This is a genomic window from Massilia oculi (assembly GCF_017582745.1).
In the GTDB taxonomy this organism is placed as follows: domain Bacteria; phylum Pseudomonadota; class Gammaproteobacteria; order Burkholderiales; family Burkholderiaceae_D; genus Telluria; species Telluria oculi_A.
Map to the genome: position 1 here is coordinate 140,101 of NZ_JAFVIM010000011.1, position 15,663 is coordinate 155,763.

19 protein-coding genes are annotated in these 15,663 nt (G+C 61.6%); 10 read left to right on the top strand and 9 right to left on the bottom strand.

The window, feature by feature from the left end:
* Positions 1-27: 27 nt before the first annotated feature.
* The 9 genes from J3U95_RS14630 to J3U95_RS14670 all read right to left on the bottom strand — a co-directional run bounded on the left by J3U95_RS14630 (position 28) and on the right by J3U95_RS14670 (position 8,694).
* On the bottom strand, positions 28-303 hold the full coding sequence (locus J3U95_RS14630; protein ID WP_208279293.1) for a Mor transcription activator family protein: 276 nt from the start codon (positions 301-303) through the stop codon (positions 28-30).
* Entirely contained in the window at positions 303-2,381 is a 2,079-nt protein-coding gene (locus J3U95_RS14635) for a phage terminase large subunit family protein (protein ID WP_229519844.1), read from the bottom strand. The genes J3U95_RS14630 and J3U95_RS14635 overlap by 1 nt, the downstream gene beginning before the upstream one ends.
* Positions 2,378-2,896, bottom strand: a complete 519-nt coding sequence (locus tag J3U95_RS14640) for a terminase small subunit (RefSeq protein WP_229519845.1) — start codon at positions 2,894-2,896, stop codon at positions 2,378-2,380. The genes J3U95_RS14635 and J3U95_RS14640 overlap by 4 nt, the downstream gene beginning before the upstream one ends.
* Positions 2,897-2,995: 99 nt before the next feature.
* Complete coding sequence (locus J3U95_RS14645; protein WP_208279294.1) at positions 2,996-3,751, bottom strand: hypothetical protein; 756 nt, start codon at positions 3,749-3,751, stop codon at positions 2,996-2,998.
* Positions 3,752-3,989: 238 nt separating this feature from the next.
* The gene (locus J3U95_RS14650) at positions 3,990-4,412 is read right to left on the bottom strand and encodes a hypothetical protein (RefSeq protein ID WP_208279295.1); all 423 of its coding nucleotides are present in this window, start codon (positions 4,410-4,412) and stop codon (positions 3,990-3,992) included.
* A 507-nt stretch (positions 4,413-4,919) separates the two neighbouring features.
* Positions 4,920-7,424, bottom strand: coding sequence for a VapE domain-containing protein (locus J3U95_RS28640; protein WP_208279296.1), 2,505 nt, complete (start codon positions 7,422-7,424; stop codon positions 4,920-4,922).
* Entirely contained in the window at positions 7,421-7,840 is a 420-nt protein-coding gene (locus J3U95_RS14660; RefSeq protein ID WP_208279297.1) for a hypothetical protein, read from the bottom strand. The genes J3U95_RS28640 and J3U95_RS14660 overlap by 4 nt, the downstream gene beginning before the upstream one ends.
* Positions 7,837-8,298: a YmfL family putative regulatory protein gene (locus J3U95_RS14665; RefSeq protein WP_314436999.1), complete on the bottom strand. Its 462-nt coding sequence runs from the start codon at positions 8,296-8,298 to the stop codon at positions 7,837-7,839. The genes J3U95_RS14660 and J3U95_RS14665 overlap by 4 nt, the downstream gene beginning before the upstream one ends.
* Before the next feature lie 150 nt (positions 8,299-8,448).
* Positions 8,449-8,694 carry a transcriptional regulator gene (locus J3U95_RS14670; protein WP_208279299.1) on the bottom strand — a complete coding sequence of 82 codons (246 nt, stop codon included), beginning with the start codon at positions 8,692-8,694 and terminating at the stop codon, positions 8,449-8,451.
* A 93-nt stretch (positions 8,695-8,787) separates the two neighbouring features.
* Here J3U95_RS14670 and J3U95_RS14675 point away from each other — a divergent pair, with 93 nt between their 5' ends.
* The 10 genes from J3U95_RS14675 (at position 8,788) to J3U95_RS14720 (ending at position 15,662) form a co-directional block, all read left to right on the top strand.
* A complete protein-coding gene (locus J3U95_RS14675) occupies positions 8,788-9,495 on the top strand; it encodes a LexA family protein (protein ID WP_229519846.1) in 708 nt (235 codons plus the stop codon).
* Positions 9,496-9,507: 12 nt separating this feature from the next.
* A complete protein-coding gene (locus J3U95_RS28745) occupies positions 9,508-9,891 on the top strand; it encodes an HIRAN domain-containing protein (protein WP_208279300.1) in 384 nt (127 codons plus the stop codon).
* A 296-nt stretch (positions 9,892-10,187) separates the two neighbouring features.
* On the top strand, positions 10,188-10,550 hold the full coding sequence (locus J3U95_RS14685; RefSeq protein ID WP_208279301.1) for a hypothetical protein: 363 nt from the start codon (positions 10,188-10,190) through the stop codon (positions 10,548-10,550).
* The gene (locus tag J3U95_RS14690) at positions 10,547-12,817 is read left to right on the top strand and encodes a ParB/RepB/Spo0J family partition protein (RefSeq protein ID WP_208279302.1); all 2,271 of its coding nucleotides are present in this window, start codon (positions 10,547-10,549) and stop codon (positions 12,815-12,817) included. The genes J3U95_RS14685 and J3U95_RS14690 overlap by 4 nt, the downstream gene beginning before the upstream one ends.
* 69 nt (positions 12,818-12,886) lie before the next feature.
* Positions 12,887-13,069 carry a hypothetical protein gene (locus tag J3U95_RS14695; protein WP_208279303.1) on the top strand — a complete coding sequence of 61 codons (183 nt, stop codon included), beginning with the start codon at positions 12,887-12,889 and terminating at the stop codon, positions 13,067-13,069.
* Complete coding sequence (locus tag J3U95_RS14700) at positions 13,066-13,812, top strand: primase-helicase family protein (protein WP_208279304.1); 747 nt, start codon at positions 13,066-13,068, stop codon at positions 13,810-13,812. The genes J3U95_RS14695 and J3U95_RS14700 overlap by 4 nt, the downstream gene beginning before the upstream one ends.
* The gene (locus tag J3U95_RS14705; protein WP_208279305.1) at positions 13,809-14,051 is read left to right on the top strand and encodes a hypothetical protein; all 243 of its coding nucleotides are present in this window, start codon (positions 13,809-13,811) and stop codon (positions 14,049-14,051) included. Before J3U95_RS14700 ends, J3U95_RS14705 begins: the two co-directional genes overlap by 4 nt.
* On the top strand, positions 14,048-14,329 hold the full coding sequence (locus J3U95_RS14710) for a hypothetical protein (RefSeq protein WP_208279306.1): 282 nt from the start codon (positions 14,048-14,050) through the stop codon (positions 14,327-14,329). The genes J3U95_RS14705 and J3U95_RS14710 overlap by 4 nt, the downstream gene beginning before the upstream one ends.
* Before the next feature lie 3 nt (positions 14,330-14,332).
* The gene (locus J3U95_RS14715) at positions 14,333-14,554 is read left to right on the top strand and encodes a DUF4224 domain-containing protein (RefSeq protein ID WP_208279307.1); all 222 of its coding nucleotides are present in this window, start codon (positions 14,333-14,335) and stop codon (positions 14,552-14,554) included.
* Positions 14,544-15,662, top strand: a complete 1,119-nt coding sequence (locus tag J3U95_RS14720; protein WP_370662074.1) for a tyrosine-type recombinase/integrase — start codon at positions 14,544-14,546, stop codon at positions 15,660-15,662. Before J3U95_RS14715 ends, J3U95_RS14720 begins: the two co-directional genes overlap by 11 nt.
* Position 15,663: the final 1 nt, after the last annotated feature.

Genomic DNA, 15,663 nt, shown 5'->3' on the forward strand with positions numbered 1-15,663 from the left:
CGCTGCGCTGACTTCATAAGGTCGCAATTAGCCCCCCTTGATAAATCTATAAAACTGGGAGCGGCTAATGTTGTACTCGAGCATCAACTCCTTCCGGTTTCGTCCGTTGTACTTGGCCTTGATCTCCAGCGCCCTCGCCTCAGGGTCTACGTTATGCTTCTTTACGTAGACCTCCTGTCCGCCCCATTGTGTCCGCAGCATGGTATCGACGAGGCGCTGCTTCTCTGGCGTGAACACCGTGAGCCCGAGCGTCGAGCCCACCAGGCTGACGAAAGCGCCAACAATGTCGTGTTCGTTTTGCATTAGCTAAATCCCCTACTGGACCAATCATCGGACGCGAATCGGCTGCCCGCGCTCCTGCTCTGAACCGGCGCCGGCGGCTTGGCCGGTGCTGGTGGTTTCTGTTGTTGCGCCTGCGGCGCAGGCCTCACCGGTTCGGGCGCCGCTGCAGCCGACAGGCTGAAGAGGTCCCCGATCGCTGGCTGGACTTCGGCCTCGAGGGCGTCCCACCACTTGGCCGGCTTCTTGGCCAGCTCCAAGTGCGTTTCGAGCCAGACCGCGTAGACCGTGCAGTCCCACGCTTCCACTCGCTTGCGCAGCGCCGTCCAGCGCGATTCCTTTCCGCCGGCGGTAGCCCGCTCCACTCGTGCTTCGCCTGCCATCTGCGCAAAGTATTCATCCGTCGACTCCTTCGAAAAATGCATGTAGCCGGGCCCCGGCTTCGTTATCTGCAGACGGCCGTAGATCAGGTCCTTGGCCAGGTTGGTGCCGACCTGCCACAGGAACAGGCCGCGCTTCTTTGTCTTGCCGCGCCAGTCGATGTCGACCTTCGAGACGCCGTCCTTGATGTGCTTCTCCCGGCCCGAGCGCCCCTTCACGGCAAACACCTTCCGGCCCAGCGCACTCTGCGCGTGCACGAACGCGTACACCGCCTGGGTATGGTGGCCACCGGTGTCGATCGCGGCCGCGTAGATGCGCAGCTGCTTCCCGCTCGCATGGGCGAACTCGGTCTCGAACAGGTACTCGGCGACGTCCTGCCACACCTGATCCTCGCTCGGGTTTCCGTACAAGATGCGGTGGTCGATCTTCCAGGTCTCGCAACCGCGGCCATATCCGCGTACCGTGACCTCGATCCGGTTGTCCTGGGTGTCGCAGCCGGCCAGCAGCCGCACGCACCCCATCGGCACCGTGCCGAGCTTGTAGGGCTCGGCACGCTCCTTGAGTTGGTCGGCGTCGCTCTTCTCCTGCTCCAGCGCCCAGACCTCGCCCAGGGTCGTGTTGGTGAACGCCTTGAGCTTGGTGATGTCGCCGCCCTGGGCCGCCTCATAGGCTTCCAGGAACTCCTCGACCAGCCGCGACCAGGTCACGAGTGGGCTGTACGCCGTCCAGACGTGGAAGGCGATGTGCTCGAGCGCCGGGATCTCCTCGCCGGCCGCATTGCGGAACACGCCGGCGGCGTCCACCGTGATGCTGCCGTCGTCGTTCTGCCAACGGCCCTGGTCGGCCACCGCCAGGTACTGCGCCTGGGTTATCAGGCAGTGGCAGTGCGGGCACAGGTGACGCACCGTTTCCGGATCCCCGTTCACCCACTTGAAGCCGTGCTGCTCGTCCTTCTTGCCCCAGGTGAGCGCATGGAACTCGCCACATTCCGGACAGGGGATCGCGTACTTCAGCCGTACGTCCGCCGCCCGGTAGCGGTCGTCGATGAGCGAGAAGCCCTGCAGCTTCGGCGTCGAGCCGGTAATGAGCTTCGGGAAGGTGGCGCCTTCGACGCGCTTGGCCGCCAGCACGTCGGGCGAACCTTCCTTCTCGATGTCGCGGTCGAAAGCATCCAGCTCGTCCAGCAACGCGACGTCCACCGAGATCCGACGGTACGCGCGCGCAGCCGTCCCGCCACGCGTGTGAAGCAGGCAGCCCAGGAACTTCTTCTGCGCGAGCGTGTTGTCCTTGTGCCTGGACACGTGCGCCGGCATCGCCTTGCGCATGACCTTCACGTCGCGCAGCATCGTGTCGAGCTCGGTCTTGACGAACTCGTCGCTGTCACCATCGGTTGGCTGCCAGAGTGCCTGGTTGCGCCGCTTGTGCTCGGCGAAGTAGCCGACGGCCGCCAGCAGCATCTTCGTGTAGCCGACCCGCGCCGACTTCTTGAAGTCGATCGCGCGGATATCGTCGTTGCTGATGCACGCCAGGATCGCGCGCTGGAAGGGCCAGGGCCGCCAGGCCTGTTCGACGTACGAAGATTCCGCCGACAGGTAGAAGTGCTCCGCTGCCCACTCCTCGAGCGTCATCGGCGGCGGCACGCCGAACGTACCGAGGCCACGCGAGACGGTCTTGGCCAGCTCGGGCGACTGCCAGTTCAGCACCTCGTGCATGCTGCTCATGGCTCGAGCTCCTCGCCCTCGCCGTCCTCATCCTCTTCGTCCGGCTCGCGCAGATCCTCCAGCGACATGCCAGCGACCACGTTACGCACGCGCGCGATCTCGGCCCCGATGTTCTTGATCTCGTCGCCGGTCAGGCTGGGCACCCGGCGCTTCACGGCGCCGGGGATCGCCTCAAGGATGCCGGCGATCCGGCCGCCGGCCTTGGACAGAACTTCCTCGATCAGCGCGACGGGCGCCAACTCGCCGCGCGTGACGGCGTTCTGCATTTCGATCTTCTCGCGCTGCGCCTTCGCCAGGCCTGCGCGCTCGGTCGCCAGATCCAGTTCACCGTTGGCGGCGCGGCCGGCCGCTTGCTCGCGCAGGTGCGAGCAGTACGCCAGCAGCAGCTGCTCAGCATCCATGCCCTTGTCGAGGATGCCCCTGCCGACCAGGTTGCCGATGGCCTGCTGGCTGACACCGACGAGCGCACCGAATGCTGCCTGCGTCATCGGCATGGAAAGATCAATGGTGGACAATACAACCCCCTTAGGACGGGTCTTTGACTAGAGAAAACTCGGGGTTCGAATTACCCTTGAAGGGCCCCCTCCCGGGAGTACCTTAGAAATCGCAAAAGGTCAGCGCTGCGTCGCCCGCGCCTCGGCCAGCGCGCGGGAGAACTCGCCGGCGAAGTGCTGTTCGATCGTCGACGTGGCCACGTAGCCGAAGTCGAATGTCTTCTGGTAAACGGCGTTGCGCACGAAGATCATCACCGCCCTGATCGCCGTGCCGCGCGCGAAGTGGACGCGCTGATAGACGCCCAGTGGAAGGCGATCACCAGGCCGCCCGACGAAGTAGGAAACGCCCTGGCGCGTCCTGCTGCCGCGCTGCAGCGCCTCTCGCCGCTTGTCGCTCATGTTCGCCTTGTACCCAGCTTCCGGGAACGCCCTGAGGTACGCGAGGATCTGGACGATCTGGCCGCGGTTCATGTTGCCGTAGGCGTCCAGTTCTGCCCCCTCGCCAGGGACGACACGGTAGCCAGGCGGCAGGGCGCCGATCGATTCCAGCGCGCGCTCGAAGCGCTTCTGCCCGCGAGTGCCACCTTTGATCTGCGCCTCCAGGTATTTCGCTGCCGGCGTGCTGCTCTTGCTGGCGAAGTCCTTGAGCTTGACCTCGGCGGTCAGGTTCGATGCTGTCGCCGGCCGCACGAAAAGGCCCGACATCGTGAACGGCGTGGGCCGGTCGAAGCTGTCCCGCATTTCATGCTGCTCTGCGGCCTCGACTCTCTTGGCCGTCCGGGTCAGGGCTACACGCGTGGCGAACTTCACCTGCTTTTCCTCCACCAGGATTCCGGTAGTGAGCTGCCTGATCGCATCGCGCACGTCGACTGCCATCGTTCTTCCTTCGTGTAGACGTCTGCACAAGACGCAGCGGTCGATGGCGAGCGTCATCCACAACCTGCGCCGATTCGGCGTCCAGCGTTCGCTTGAGGTTCGGGATTGGAGCCACTATCATGGGCTCCGACGGTTTGCCAGATGACGGCTGTCGTGCTGAAAACAAAAAAGCCCGCGACCTTTCGGGGCGGGCTCTGCTCGTGTGTTAGACGCAATATCGGCATCTAGCACGCATATCCTAATGGAAATATCGTCTCGTGGCAATATTGCGTTGCATTGCCCTGGACAGCGTGCGCTCGGCCTCCTCCAAAGCGTGCTCGTAGGAGTGCTCGGGGAATCGCCACACCGTTGCGATTCCGAACGCCTTGCGCACCGCCCACCACTGGATGCGAGGCAGGTTGTCGATCATGATCTCCACCGCCGAACCGCATGCCATGAATTCCTTCACGTCCTGCGGGTTCGCCCACCCATTCGAGTGCTGCTGATCAGCCAGCGTCATCCAGCGCGCCCAAGTCTTCATCACCTTCCGGAACGGGCTGTCCCGCTCGACATCCGCGCCGCCTGCGCGACCGCCGTCTAAGACCATCTCACCCGCCCCCTCCGCAGCCGCAGCCACTTCGATCCATTCATTCGCCTTGTGTTGCATCTGCACCCCTTCCATGTCCTGCCCCTTTGCTGTTCTCACATTCATCGTCACTGCCCTGCCCGGTCCTTGCCGGGTTGCTCCCTGCCTGTCCTTCAACATCGGCCTGCCCAATATCCGAACTGCCCGTATCCACTGCTCGACCTACTTTCGATCCGTCCAACCGCTGAAGGGTTGGCGGAAAGGTTGGACGGCTGGAACCGGCATGGATGCTGTGTTTGCCAACCTCCTAACCTACCTAACCTCTTTCTGAGTTTTGCCAAAAGGGGCAAGAGCCGCATCGACCCGTCGCGCACGTATACGCGGGTGTGCGCGGGGGCGCGTGTCGGTTGGCGAGGTTGGGAGGTTGGGAAACCCACTATCCATGCGGGTTTCAGCCGTCTAACCTCAAAAAAGCGAGGTTGGACGGCTGTCCGTCCTTGGGGGAGAATCGCTACCTTGAGCAGCGACGACAGCACCTTTTCCGCCTGCGCACGATGCGCCCGCGATCCCTGGTGAGTCGCCGTCATGACCACGGCTGCGTGTTTAACCTGGCAGGCCATTTCCCACCTCGGCCCCTGCTGGAGCTGCCTTCGGCCGCTCATAGAAATACTCGCGTGCGCCTTCCGTACTCCGCTCCTTGCTCCACCCCAGCTTGCGCATGATCGCGCCGATACGCATCGTCTCTGCCCGCGCTGGCCCCATCTTCGACAGCTCGAAGTGCAGCGCCCTGGTCAGCAGCTCGCGCGCGGTGATGCGCGTGACCTTGCCAACCATCGTCGGCTTGCCTTCGGTGTCCATCCCTTCCAGGTACTCGTACACACGACCATGCCATGGGTCCGGGATCTCGCGGCTTTCCTGCATCGGGCTGATCAGGCGCTGCTGCTGCTCGTAGGTTGGCCACCACTGGACGCCGGCATTCATCAGCGCGATCGCCTCGCCGAACAGCTGGTCGCGATCGGCGATGAGCGCGTCAATGTCCAGGCGCCCCGTCTCGACCGGCCAGAAGCGCCGGTTCCCGGTTGAGTCCTTGAAGTACGCGTCCTCGTTCGTCGTCGCGGCGAAGGCGCACCGGCGCGGCATGTTCTTCATGCGGCGACCATATGGCTCGCGGAAGCGGTCGACGGTGCTGGACATGAAGGCCTTGATGGCCGTAACCTCGGAGCGGTTGAACTGCTCGAGCTCGGCGACCTCATACAGCAGCACCCCCTGGATCGACAAGTAGCCGTCCTTCTCTCCCATCCGGAAGGGTGTGTCGGCGAACCAGTCACCGCCCAGCACCTTGAGCGCAGTCGACTTGCCGCGGCCCTGTCCACCTTCGAACACTGGCGCGTGATCGTTCTTCACGCCCGGCCGGTAGCCCCGGACAACGATCCCGATGAAGAACATCGTGGCCACCAGTCGCAGGTACTCCGAATCGGCGGCACCCCAGTATTTTGTGAAGGCCGTCGCTACCCGCGACTGCCCGTCCCACATGGATGCGCAACGGTCGAAGTAGTCCACCACCGGATTGAACGAATGCTCGCGTGCGGCCTGGGCGACGCCACGCTCGATGTCGCCGATCGACGCCAGGACGAGGCTGTGATGCTCGGCCATGTACATGCCCAGGCGGAAGTCATCGGACTCGGTCCATTCGCCTGGCTCACTCGGCCATGGCGTCGGGCGACGCTTCATCTGCAAGCCGGAGAACATGTCCAGCCCAACCAGGCCAATCAGGCGCGGGTCGTTCTCCATCACCATGTAGACGTTCTCACGGCACCCCTTCACGCCGCCGTTCGCCGTCTGGATCAGCATCTGGCGAAGCTGCTTCTTCGACACGCTCGCGCCAGCCGGCAGTGGGGTGGAAGCACCTGCCGGCGCCGCGTCTAGTTGCTCGGCTACCCATGCTGGCACATCGTCAGCAGACGGCTCCTGCACCAGTTCGTCGTCATCCTCGACCGCCTGATCGGCGCGCAGCCTAGTGAGCCAGGCGACGACCTGCTCCTCGGTGGCGCCGCCATCGATCAGGTCGGCAATGTCCCAGCCATCGGCCACATCGCCAGGTGCAGGAATATCGATGAAGAACACGCTGCAGTCCTGCGCCTGCAGGATCGCCGCGACCTGGACCATGGCGACCATGCCCGGCTGCTCACATTCAGGCATGATCTGGCCGGCGTATTCGTGGCCATCCTTGTAGACCTTGGCGTCAGCGTCAGCCCACAGAATCACGTTGCGGCCGCGGATCGCGGACCAATCAGTTTTCTTGACAGCCTTGCCACCGCCGGACCACGTCAGTACCTCGAAGTTCTCATGCACGGCCGGCAGTCCAACAGCCTTATCGACGCACTTCTCGCCTTCGAGGACCAGCACCGGCAGTTCGGGCCGGTTTGGCCCACGCAAGTAGAGCGGCCTCGGCTCAGGGAAAGCCATCCATCGCCATTCCTTCCGTCCGGAGTCGGCGTTACGCGCATAAACGCAGGGCAGCACTTCCTTGCCCCCGTCGGAACGCAGGAACCGGTAGATCACGCCGAGCAGCTGGCCATCGACGTCGCGGTATTCCCAGGATGCTTCGGGCCGGCCACGGACCACGTGGGCTTTCGGTGGCGGTCCAGCCTCCTGCGGGACCGGCAGCATCGGCTCCCATGGCGTCCGCGATTTTTTCTCGGCAGGTGCTTCTACCCCTTTGCCGGCTTGCGCAGGCGTGCGATTAGGGGACTGTTTCGGCTTCAAGATGATCGGTGCGCTTCCGTTACCACTCGGTTTATCGCGCGGGGTCAGCGGAATACCAAGGCGCTCGGCCAGGGCCGCGCAAGCGCGGCCGGGAGAGAGGCTGTTGACGAAGGCGTAGAGCGAGATCAGATCGCCGCCGGCTTCGCCGTCGGAGAAGTCAGACCAGACCCCGGCCTTGTCGCCGGTGAGACGAATGCGCAGCGACTGGCCAGCCTCACCGTCGCGCGATCCAATGCAGAACTCGTGGCCTTCCCGCACGCCGTTCGGGAACCATTCGGCGAGGAGTGTTTCAATTTGGTTGAGCGCTGCGCGCCCAACAGCAATAAAATCTTGGCCGGTCACGCAGTCGCCTTCTCTACGTGATCGACGAGTTCATTCGCCATGCGCGAGGGGATGTCTCGATACGCGAGCGAACCTGGCCGCATCGACACCAGGCGTGGGCGATTCTTGAGGGACAGCGGCCGCATCGGCGGCGCGTAGCGGCCGGGCGTCACTACCGCGACCTCGGCTGCTGGCGCCGGCTCTGGCTCTACAAGCTGGCTGCCCCAGACCGTCAGCAGTACCGTCTCGTTACTCCTGACCACCAGGCCCTGGCGCTCCAGCAGTCCGATGACGGCCACGTCGAACTCCGCGCGCGCACGCGGATAAGCTATTGCGCGAAGCAGCGCTGTCGGCGTCGACGTCCCGCCACAGCGCACCAGGTGAAGCAAGACCGAATGTGCGCGGCTGCCTGCGCGCGGCAGACGATGCAGAGTCATTCCGCCTCCCTGCCGCCCTGCGGTGCATAGATGCGCAAGGTAAGCGCGAGGAGTTCAGCGACGACCTTGTGCAGCTCGGCGGCGTCGTGCTCGAGGATGGCCTGCTCACGACGGTCGATCAGGTCGTCCGCCGTCGCCGCGGTAAAGTCCTTGGAAAACTCTCCCAGTCGCGCGTAGAGCGTTTGGAACTTGGACATCAGCAGCTCGTTACCTTCGTCAAGATCGTCAGGCAGCTTGAGGAACGTGCCGCCGCTCGCGGTTGCGACCGCTTCGGCAAAGTGGGTGGTCTGCGAGAACGCCTGGATCTGCAGCGCGGTTTCGACCGTGACGCCTTGCCCCTTGCGCTCGTACACGCGGTTCTCGAGCGCGTCACGGCTCATGCCGAGAGCGCCGGCCATAGCGTCCCAGCCACCGGGAAACGCCTTGATCATCGACAGGTAAGATTGCCTTAAGTTCACAACTGCCTCTCTTTCGCTGTGGTTGCCGCCGACCTCGCGCCAACCTATTCTTGCAACATGGATACTTATCTGCCGCTTTTATTTCCTCGCAGCAACTACAGGGGCGTGCTTGATCGAGCGACCACGCCGCTTTACATCGGGTAAGTTTTCTTATGCTGGGTTGCCTTCGATACAGGCAGCTGCCAATTCGGGCCAGATGCGCGCCCAGTCGTCTGGGAACATCTCCTGACGAGTTACCAATCCCCCGGTAGCAGATTCGATCGCTGCTGCGTGGATTATGGGAATGGGTCTCGTACCGTCAGCCCAACGGCTAATGTCAGGCGCGTGTGCACCGATCGCGCGGGCCAACGAAGCTTGACGGCCACGCTCTTGGATGAGGTATTGGGAGAGGTTCATTTCGTCAGATTAGCCTAAGGCTAAAGAAAACGCAAGAAGAATGTTAGCCATAGGCGAATTTACTCCATTAGCCAATTGCTAAATAATGGATAGATGAAAACACTAGAAACGATCCACAAAGAAAATCTGCGATTGCTGGCGGACGAATTCGGTGGCGTTGCCGCTGTAGCCGCGCGGATAGGTTGCAGCGCTTCGCAGTACAGCCAGTGGATGAACGGATCTACGCACTCTGCTACTGGTAAGCCCCGCGGCATGCGCTCGAGCTCGGCAAGACGCATTGAGCTGGCAGCAGGAAAGCCTGCTGGCTGGTTGGATCAGCCACACACCGGCAACGAAGGAAGCGCACAACCTTTCGATGAGAACGTAAAGCCTGCGGCCAGCAGCGGCCTACGCCCCATTCCGGTGATTTCGTCTATTCAAGCGGGAGCGCTGAGAGATATGGAGAACCCGTATCCTCCAGGTGCCGGGTACGCGTACGAATATACAGATCAGGATTTGTCGGAGTGGGCCTTCGCCCTCGACGTCGAAGGACTCTCGATGATGCCTGATTTTCGCCCAGGAGATCGGATCATGGTCGACCCTGAAATCTCGCCGAATCCTGGTGATTATGTCGTAGCTCGCAACGGTAGCGAACAGGCCACATTCAAGAAGTATCGCCCTCGCGGGATAGATGCAACTGGGAACTTGATTTTCGAGCTTGTTCCCCTAAATGACGACTACCCTACATTACGGAGCGACACCGAGCCACTGGCTGTAATCGGTGTTGTAACGGAACACAGAAAGAAGCTTCGCCGCCCTTAACTCAAATAACAAATGACTGACACCATCCCGCGAATTACTGGCCCAGGACACTTCAGGATCAACGTAGCTGGCGAGAGTTTCTACCGCGAGAATCTCGTAAAGATCTGCGGCCCACGGAGCGAAGAAGGCATTGACCTTCAAGCCGACGCGCATCTCGTCCTGGATGATGACAACCCTCACGATAACAAAGCTATACGAGTCGAAATCGACGGGCTCCACGTAGGGCACTTGCCTCGTCAGGCGGCGCGTGATTTCCGCCGACTAGTTCGCTATGGGCAGCTTAGCGTACACGAGACGTTTAAGTGCGCCGCCATCATTCGCGGTGGATGGGACCGTGGTCCCGGTGACCGTGGTGACTACGGTGTCCGTCTAGATCTGCCACAAGACGACGACTGATCATACCTTCCTAATAACAAAGCCCGCTTATGCGGGTTTTTTTACGTCTATGCTAAAGCTACAGTTAGCCTTAGGCTAAAATTATTGTTGCGGTTGATTTAGCTTTAGGCTAAAGTCGCGGAATGGGCTCCACCGTGAGTCGTTATTTCCGAGGAAAAGATGATCCTATTCCGCGTCACCGTAACAACCGAAAACGGCCCGCTCACTTTCTTTTTCAACTCATCCTCGAGCTACGAGGCATGGTTGGAAGCTGCAAGTCGCTTCGAGCAGCCACGTCCGATCTCGGTGGTGCGCGCATGATCGCCGCTACTGCACCACGCGCGGCTGTCGGGACTGGAGAGCTCAGCCAGGCTTTGCATGAGGCGAACGATCGAGACGCGCTGAATCGCTTCTGCAGTGCACACGTCTGCACTCCGGCTGATGTGTCCGAGGACGGGGTGCATATGCACCTGCCCAGCGTTCTGCAGTTGATGCGCTCGCGCGGCTATCAAGTCTCTGAACCAACCCGATCCCCACACCAGCCGAAACGTGGCCTGGTCGCGTGGATCGTTCGCATCCAGATCAAACACGTCCGTTTCGATCTCGCTTTCTACACCCCAGCCGCCACAAAAGCCGGCACCGCCAACAAAACCCCACCTTCCAGACTGGAGCATGCATGAACCTTCCGCCCCCACTGTCAGCACACGAACTTGCCACTGCCGACGCCCAAGCAAAACACGCCCTGACCGACGGCTATTACGGCCAATTCGAGCTGAACAAATTGCGGCCCTCGCCGGACAACCGCAAGCGCTTCAACGAGCAGGCGCTGCAGGAGCTGGCAGCCAGCATCAAGACCATGGGCGTTGCCCAGGCAATCCTGATCCGTCCGGTCACCCCGACTGCAGAGTCGCCAGAACCGTTCGAGATCGTTGCGGGGGAGCGGCGGTTCCGTGCGTCGAAGATCGCCGGCAAGGCCACCATTCCAGCCCTGTGCCGGCAGCTCAGCGACCTGGACGCCGCGAAGATTCGTATCCTCGAGAACCTGCAGCGCGAGGATCCGCACCCGATGGAAGAAGCCGAGGGCTACCAGCTGCTTATGCTGCAACACGGCTTCACGGCGGACCAGCTCGTCGACGAGGTGAAGAAAAGCCGGTCGTACATCTATGGCCGGTTGAAACTGTGCGCTCTAGGCCTCGAGGTCCGCGAGCTATTCCTGGACAACAAGCTCCCGGCTTCGACGGCGCTGCTGATCGCACGCATTCCGACCTCGGCGCTGCAGGCCAAGGCCGCCAAGGAAGTCCTCAATCCACAATATGGCAGCGAGCCGATGTCGTACCGCCAGGCGGCAACGTGGGTCCAGCAGCGCTACATGCTGGACCTTGGCACAGCGATATTTTCACTGACGGACGCGAAATTGCTCGCCGCAGCCGGCGCCTGTACGAAGTGCCCAAAGCGCGCCGGCAATCAGCCAGAGATATTTGAGGGAGTCAGTGCAGACGTGTGTACGGACCCCGACTGCTTCGCCGAGAAGAAGGCGGCACACCACAACGCGCTGATCACTACTGCCAATAAGAGGGGTATCCCGGTGCACGAGGCCACCGACTACCACGCGATGCACAGTAGCGCGTGGAGCCGCGACTCGGAACTGGTGCACGTTGATGTCCACCTGAGCTACTTCCAGCGAAATGCCCCGACCACCGGCAATGCCGGCTATCTCCGCGACCATTTGAACGAGGAGACGCTTCCTCAAGTTGCTGCTTATGGAAAGACTGGTAACGGCGACCTTAAGCCATTCTATCGACGCGTCGACGTACAGCAGGCGCTCGAGGCAGCAGGTGTTTGCGAGACGGTCGAGGCTCACGCCGAACGCATGCGCATCCTCGCAGAAAACCCCGAACTGGCACCGCCCAAGACAGCCGCACAGATCAAGCGAGAAAAGGAAGAAGCGGAACACCAGGCCCGGCGCGCCGAGTCTGAAAAGGAAAGCGCATTCCGCATTGCCCTTTACAAGCAACTGCGCGGACGGGCGAGCGCTTCGGGTCTGAGCCTGCCTTCGTTGCGCGAATATGTGCGCGCGGTGCATGACGAGCACGGCCTGGATTCGTCCACGCACGACATCTACGACTTCGATGTGCGGACAGACTTGGACGACTTCATTAATCGTGCAGACGCTAACGCTCTGCAGCTGCTCTTGCTCGACCTGATGCTTGGTAGCCGCCTTGATGCCACCTGGTGGCATGGCGACGAGGACGACAACGAGTTCGGGCCGATCCTCGCGATGGCACGGCATGAAGGCATCGATATCGAAGCGGCGCGTGGCGAGATCTTCTCGCCGATCACAGCCCCTGCTGTTCGCTATCGCAACCCCAACGATGCGACGCAGACATGGACTGGCCGCGGCCGCCAGCCGAAGTGGGTCAGCGATTGGATTGAAAGTGGCAAGCGGCTCGAGCAGCTGGAAACCAACCCGCCTGTCGCAGCTGGACAGGACGAGGCGGCGCCGGCAGTGGCTGATCAGATCGATGCCGTCAGCCAGCATCAGGTTGAGACGACGCCAGCAGCAGTCGACGTGGCCAACGTCACCGGCCAGGCACAGGACAAGGCAACCCCGACAACTGCAGGCTTCGCTGAGGGTAGCGACCAGCCGCAGGACGAGGCGCCGCCGGCAGCCGCGGACCTGGTCCACGACGCCAATCAGCTTCAAGATCAGCCGGCCGCCGCTGAGCACGCCGATGGTGAGCAGCTGGCCGAACAGTTGCTCGAAGCGATGTCCGCAGCACCTTCGCCAGCAGCGCCCGAGAAGAAGGCTCCGAAGAAGGCCACCCCAGCCAAAGCCACCGGGAAGGCAAAGCCGACTGCCGCAGCCACGAAGACGGCGTCTAAGCCTGCCCCGAAGAAGACAGCTGCAAGCAAGACGGCGTCGAGCAAGACGGCCGAGGCGGCGTAATGAGCTTGAGCCAAGCATCCATCAGCGCGATCGTCGCGGCCCTGCTCCACGAGCGGACGGCGCTCGTCGATGACTTGGTGTTTTGGGGGGGCGCATTGGCGCCGCCCCGGGAAGGCGACGTTCTACGAACAGGTCCGCACTGCCCTGCAGGCCAATACCGCTGCACTGACCGAGCTGGCCGACAGCATGGCGCCGTGGCTCAAGCAGCACCCGACCTACCCATTCAACATCCTACTCGAGGAACCTGTATGAAGACGATCACGAAGATGCTCCGCGCGATCGCGGCCTTCTCCACCGCCACGTCGCCGAAAGCGACCGGCGCAGCGCAGCCGCCAGCCGCAGCGAACGAGGCGCGGCCGGGCCACTGCGGCAACATCATGACCCTCCTGGCGCACCTGTGCGACCTTGACCACGACCTCCGGCTCTGGGTCCTGCGCTGGCTGGCTTACCCGCTGCGCAATCCAGGCGCCAAGATGTCCACCGCGCTGGTTTTCAATGGTAGCGAGGGCTCCGGCAAATCCCTGTTCCTGAACTTCGTGGTGGCCGAGCTGTACGGCACAGCAGCCGCTAAGATCCGGCCGCGCGGATTGCACAGCAGGTTCGACGGATGGGTCGACGGCGTAAGCCTGGCATTGATCGACGGGGAGTTCGCGCGACCGCACATCGCGCGAATAGAGGAAGCAATGACGGCCGGATCCTTTGTGGTCGAGCGCGAAGGACAGGCGCCGAGCGTGGTCCCGAGCCGGCTCAACTTCATCTACGTCACCAGCAGCCCCGACTTTCTGCCGGCGGACATCGGCAACCGCAGGTTCATGGTCATCGAGGTGCCGCCAGCACGCCAGCGCGCCTTCTATCGGGCTGTCGTGCACGAGATCGCCGACGGCGGCGTCGACGCATTTCGCGACTACCTAATGCACGGCCTCGACATGGGAGCGTTCAACGAGGACACCCCGCCCTCGACCGAAACGCCAATCCTCGACAGGGAGGCAGCGTGAGCATGCTTGCAAGCGATTACGTTGGGCCAGCACCAGGCGGCAACGTGGTGTATGTGATTGTCGGCGATCGCGCGAAGTTCGATCAGATCGCCCGACCGGTGACCGACCACTCCACAGGCCCCGCGGGCATGAGGGTGCTGTCAAAGACCATCGGAAACCAAAGCGTCTCCAGCGAAGACGGCCTGGTCATTTTCCAGTACTGGCTCGACGGCTCGGACAGCAAACGGGAGGCAGCATGACCGGCCCCATACAAGGCACGCAGGACGAGCCAAACGACCCGAATGCCTACAGACATCACCTGCTGCTGCTTAAGTCCATGCACTGCGCTCGTCCCGTGGTGCATGAAGGCCTGAACCAGTTCATCAGCTGCCTGACCGCCAACCGCGACGGCGGCCGCATCTCGATGACCGTCTACCTGGCCGGCAAGGTTGGAGGCTTCGACAGCAAGGAAATTCAGATAAAGACGTATGTCCACGTGCAACCACCACCACTCGATTCTTCGGTGGAAGGAATTTAACAAATGAGTGCTACCTTTCTATCCAGAGACGATGTGCGACTGCTCACTGGTCGCGCACAGCGAAACCCGCAAATTGAAGCGCTCCGGCGAATGGGGGTTCCTTTTTTTGTAAATGCAACTGGATGGGCTATAGTGGCCCGTACCGCGGTGGAGGGACGCACGCCGGCTCCCGCTGCTGCAGAGCCAAAAAAGCCGTGGGTTCCTCGAGTACTAAGTGCAGCGTGACATGGGCAGGACGCCGACCAAAAATTTCAATCTCCCCTCGGGCATGCGTGCGCGACACCGCCCGTCGGGAACGTACTACTACGTCGAGGTGGTTGAGGGCGGCAAGCGCCGCGAGAAGCCGGTCGGCCAGGACTACACCGAGGCGGTGCGCCAGTGGGCAGAGCTGAACAGCAACCCTTCCGCAGGAAAGACCATTACGTTCAAGCGCGCAGCCGAGCGATACATTCGTAACGTCCTTCCAACTAAGGCGGTTCGCACCCAGAGAGATAACCTCGAAGAGCTCGAGGTGCTCTACAAGTTTTTCGATGACCCGCCGACCGCACTGGACGATATCGAGCCAATCCATATTCGACAATTCCTTGACTGGCGCGTTCAATGGACCATCGAGAGAAAGAAAGCCGAGAACGTCAGGCGGGTCGCTGACGGTAAGGAACCGTTGCCCGTATCGACCAACGCTGGCCATGTCCGAGCGAACCGCGAAAAGGCTCTGTTCTCGCACATATGGAATCATGCCCGCGAGAAGGGTCTTACCAAGCTCCCAAACCCCTGTGCTGGCGTCAAAGGGCACCGGGAGGTCGGGCGTGATGCCTACATTGAAGATCACGTCTATAACGCGGTGCGGTCAGCGGCAGTCGATTGGCTGCAGGATCTGCTCGACCTCGCGTACTTGGTTGGCCAGCGGCCAGCTGATTCGCTGAAGGTCAGCCGGTCGGACGTTAAAGAGGGCGCAGTATGGGTGCAGCAGAACAAGACAGGCGCAAAGCTACGTGTTGCAATCGAAGGGCAGCTTGAGACAGTGATCGACCGAATTTTAGTTCGAAATGCTACAGAAAAAGTAACAAGCCTTAAGCTGATTCCCAAAAACTATAATCAGTTTCGCGGGGCATTCGACAAAGCCCGTAAATTAGCGGCGGCAAAAAATCCTGAGCTTCGAACCGAAATATGGAACTTCCAATTCCGTGATTTGCGTGCGAAAGCCGGGACTGATAAAGAAGAGCTGCACGGCATGGAAGCAGCGCAAAACCAGCTGGGCCATACTTCTCCTACCATGACGAAGCAGTACGTACGACATCGAAAAGGAAAGCTAGTCAAGCCTACAAAGTTCTAAT

Coding starts and splice junctions, on each gene's coding strand:
- J3U95_RS14630 (WP_208279293.1), bottom strand. CDS start 303: ATGCAAAACGAACACGACATTGTTGGCGCTTTCGTCAGCCTGGTGGGC.
- J3U95_RS14635 (WP_229519844.1), bottom strand. CDS start 2,381: ATGAGCAGCATGCACGAGGTGCTGAACTGGCAGTCGCCCGAGCTGGCC.
- J3U95_RS14645 (WP_208279294.1), bottom strand. CDS start 3,751: ATGGCAGTCGACGTGCGCGATGCGATCAGGCAGCTCACTACCGGAATC.
- J3U95_RS14650 (WP_208279295.1), bottom strand. CDS start 4,412: ATGGAAGGGGTGCAGATGCAACACAAGGCGAATGAATGGATCGAAGTG.
- J3U95_RS14660 (WP_208279297.1), bottom strand. CDS start 7,840: ATGACTCTGCATCGTCTGCCGCGCGCAGGCAGCCGCGCACATTCGGTC.
- J3U95_RS14670 (WP_208279299.1), bottom strand. CDS start 8,694: ATGAACCTCTCCCAATACCTCATCCAAGAGCGTGGCCGTCAAGCTTCG.
- J3U95_RS14675 (WP_229519846.1), top strand. CDS start 8,788: ATGAAAACACTAGAAACGATCCACAAAGAAAATCTGCGATTGCTGGCG.
- J3U95_RS28745 (WP_208279300.1), top strand. CDS start 9,508: ATGACTGACACCATCCCGCGAATTACTGGCCCAGGACACTTCAGGATC.
- J3U95_RS14685 (WP_208279301.1), top strand. CDS start 10,188: ATGATCGCCGCTACTGCACCACGCGCGGCTGTCGGGACTGGAGAGCTC.
- J3U95_RS14690 (WP_208279302.1), top strand. CDS start 10,547: ATGAACCTTCCGCCCCCACTGTCAGCACACGAACTTGCCACTGCCGAC.
- J3U95_RS14695 (WP_208279303.1), top strand. CDS start 12,887: ATGACTTGGTGTTTTGGGGGGGCGCATTGGCGCCGCCCCGGGAAGGCG.
- J3U95_RS14700 (WP_208279304.1), top strand. CDS start 13,066: ATGAAGACGATCACGAAGATGCTCCGCGCGATCGCGGCCTTCTCCACC.
- J3U95_RS14710 (WP_208279306.1), top strand. CDS start 14,048: ATGACCGGCCCCATACAAGGCACGCAGGACGAGCCAAACGACCCGAAT.
- J3U95_RS14715 (WP_208279307.1), top strand. CDS start 14,333: ATGAGTGCTACCTTTCTATCCAGAGACGATGTGCGACTGCTCACTGGT.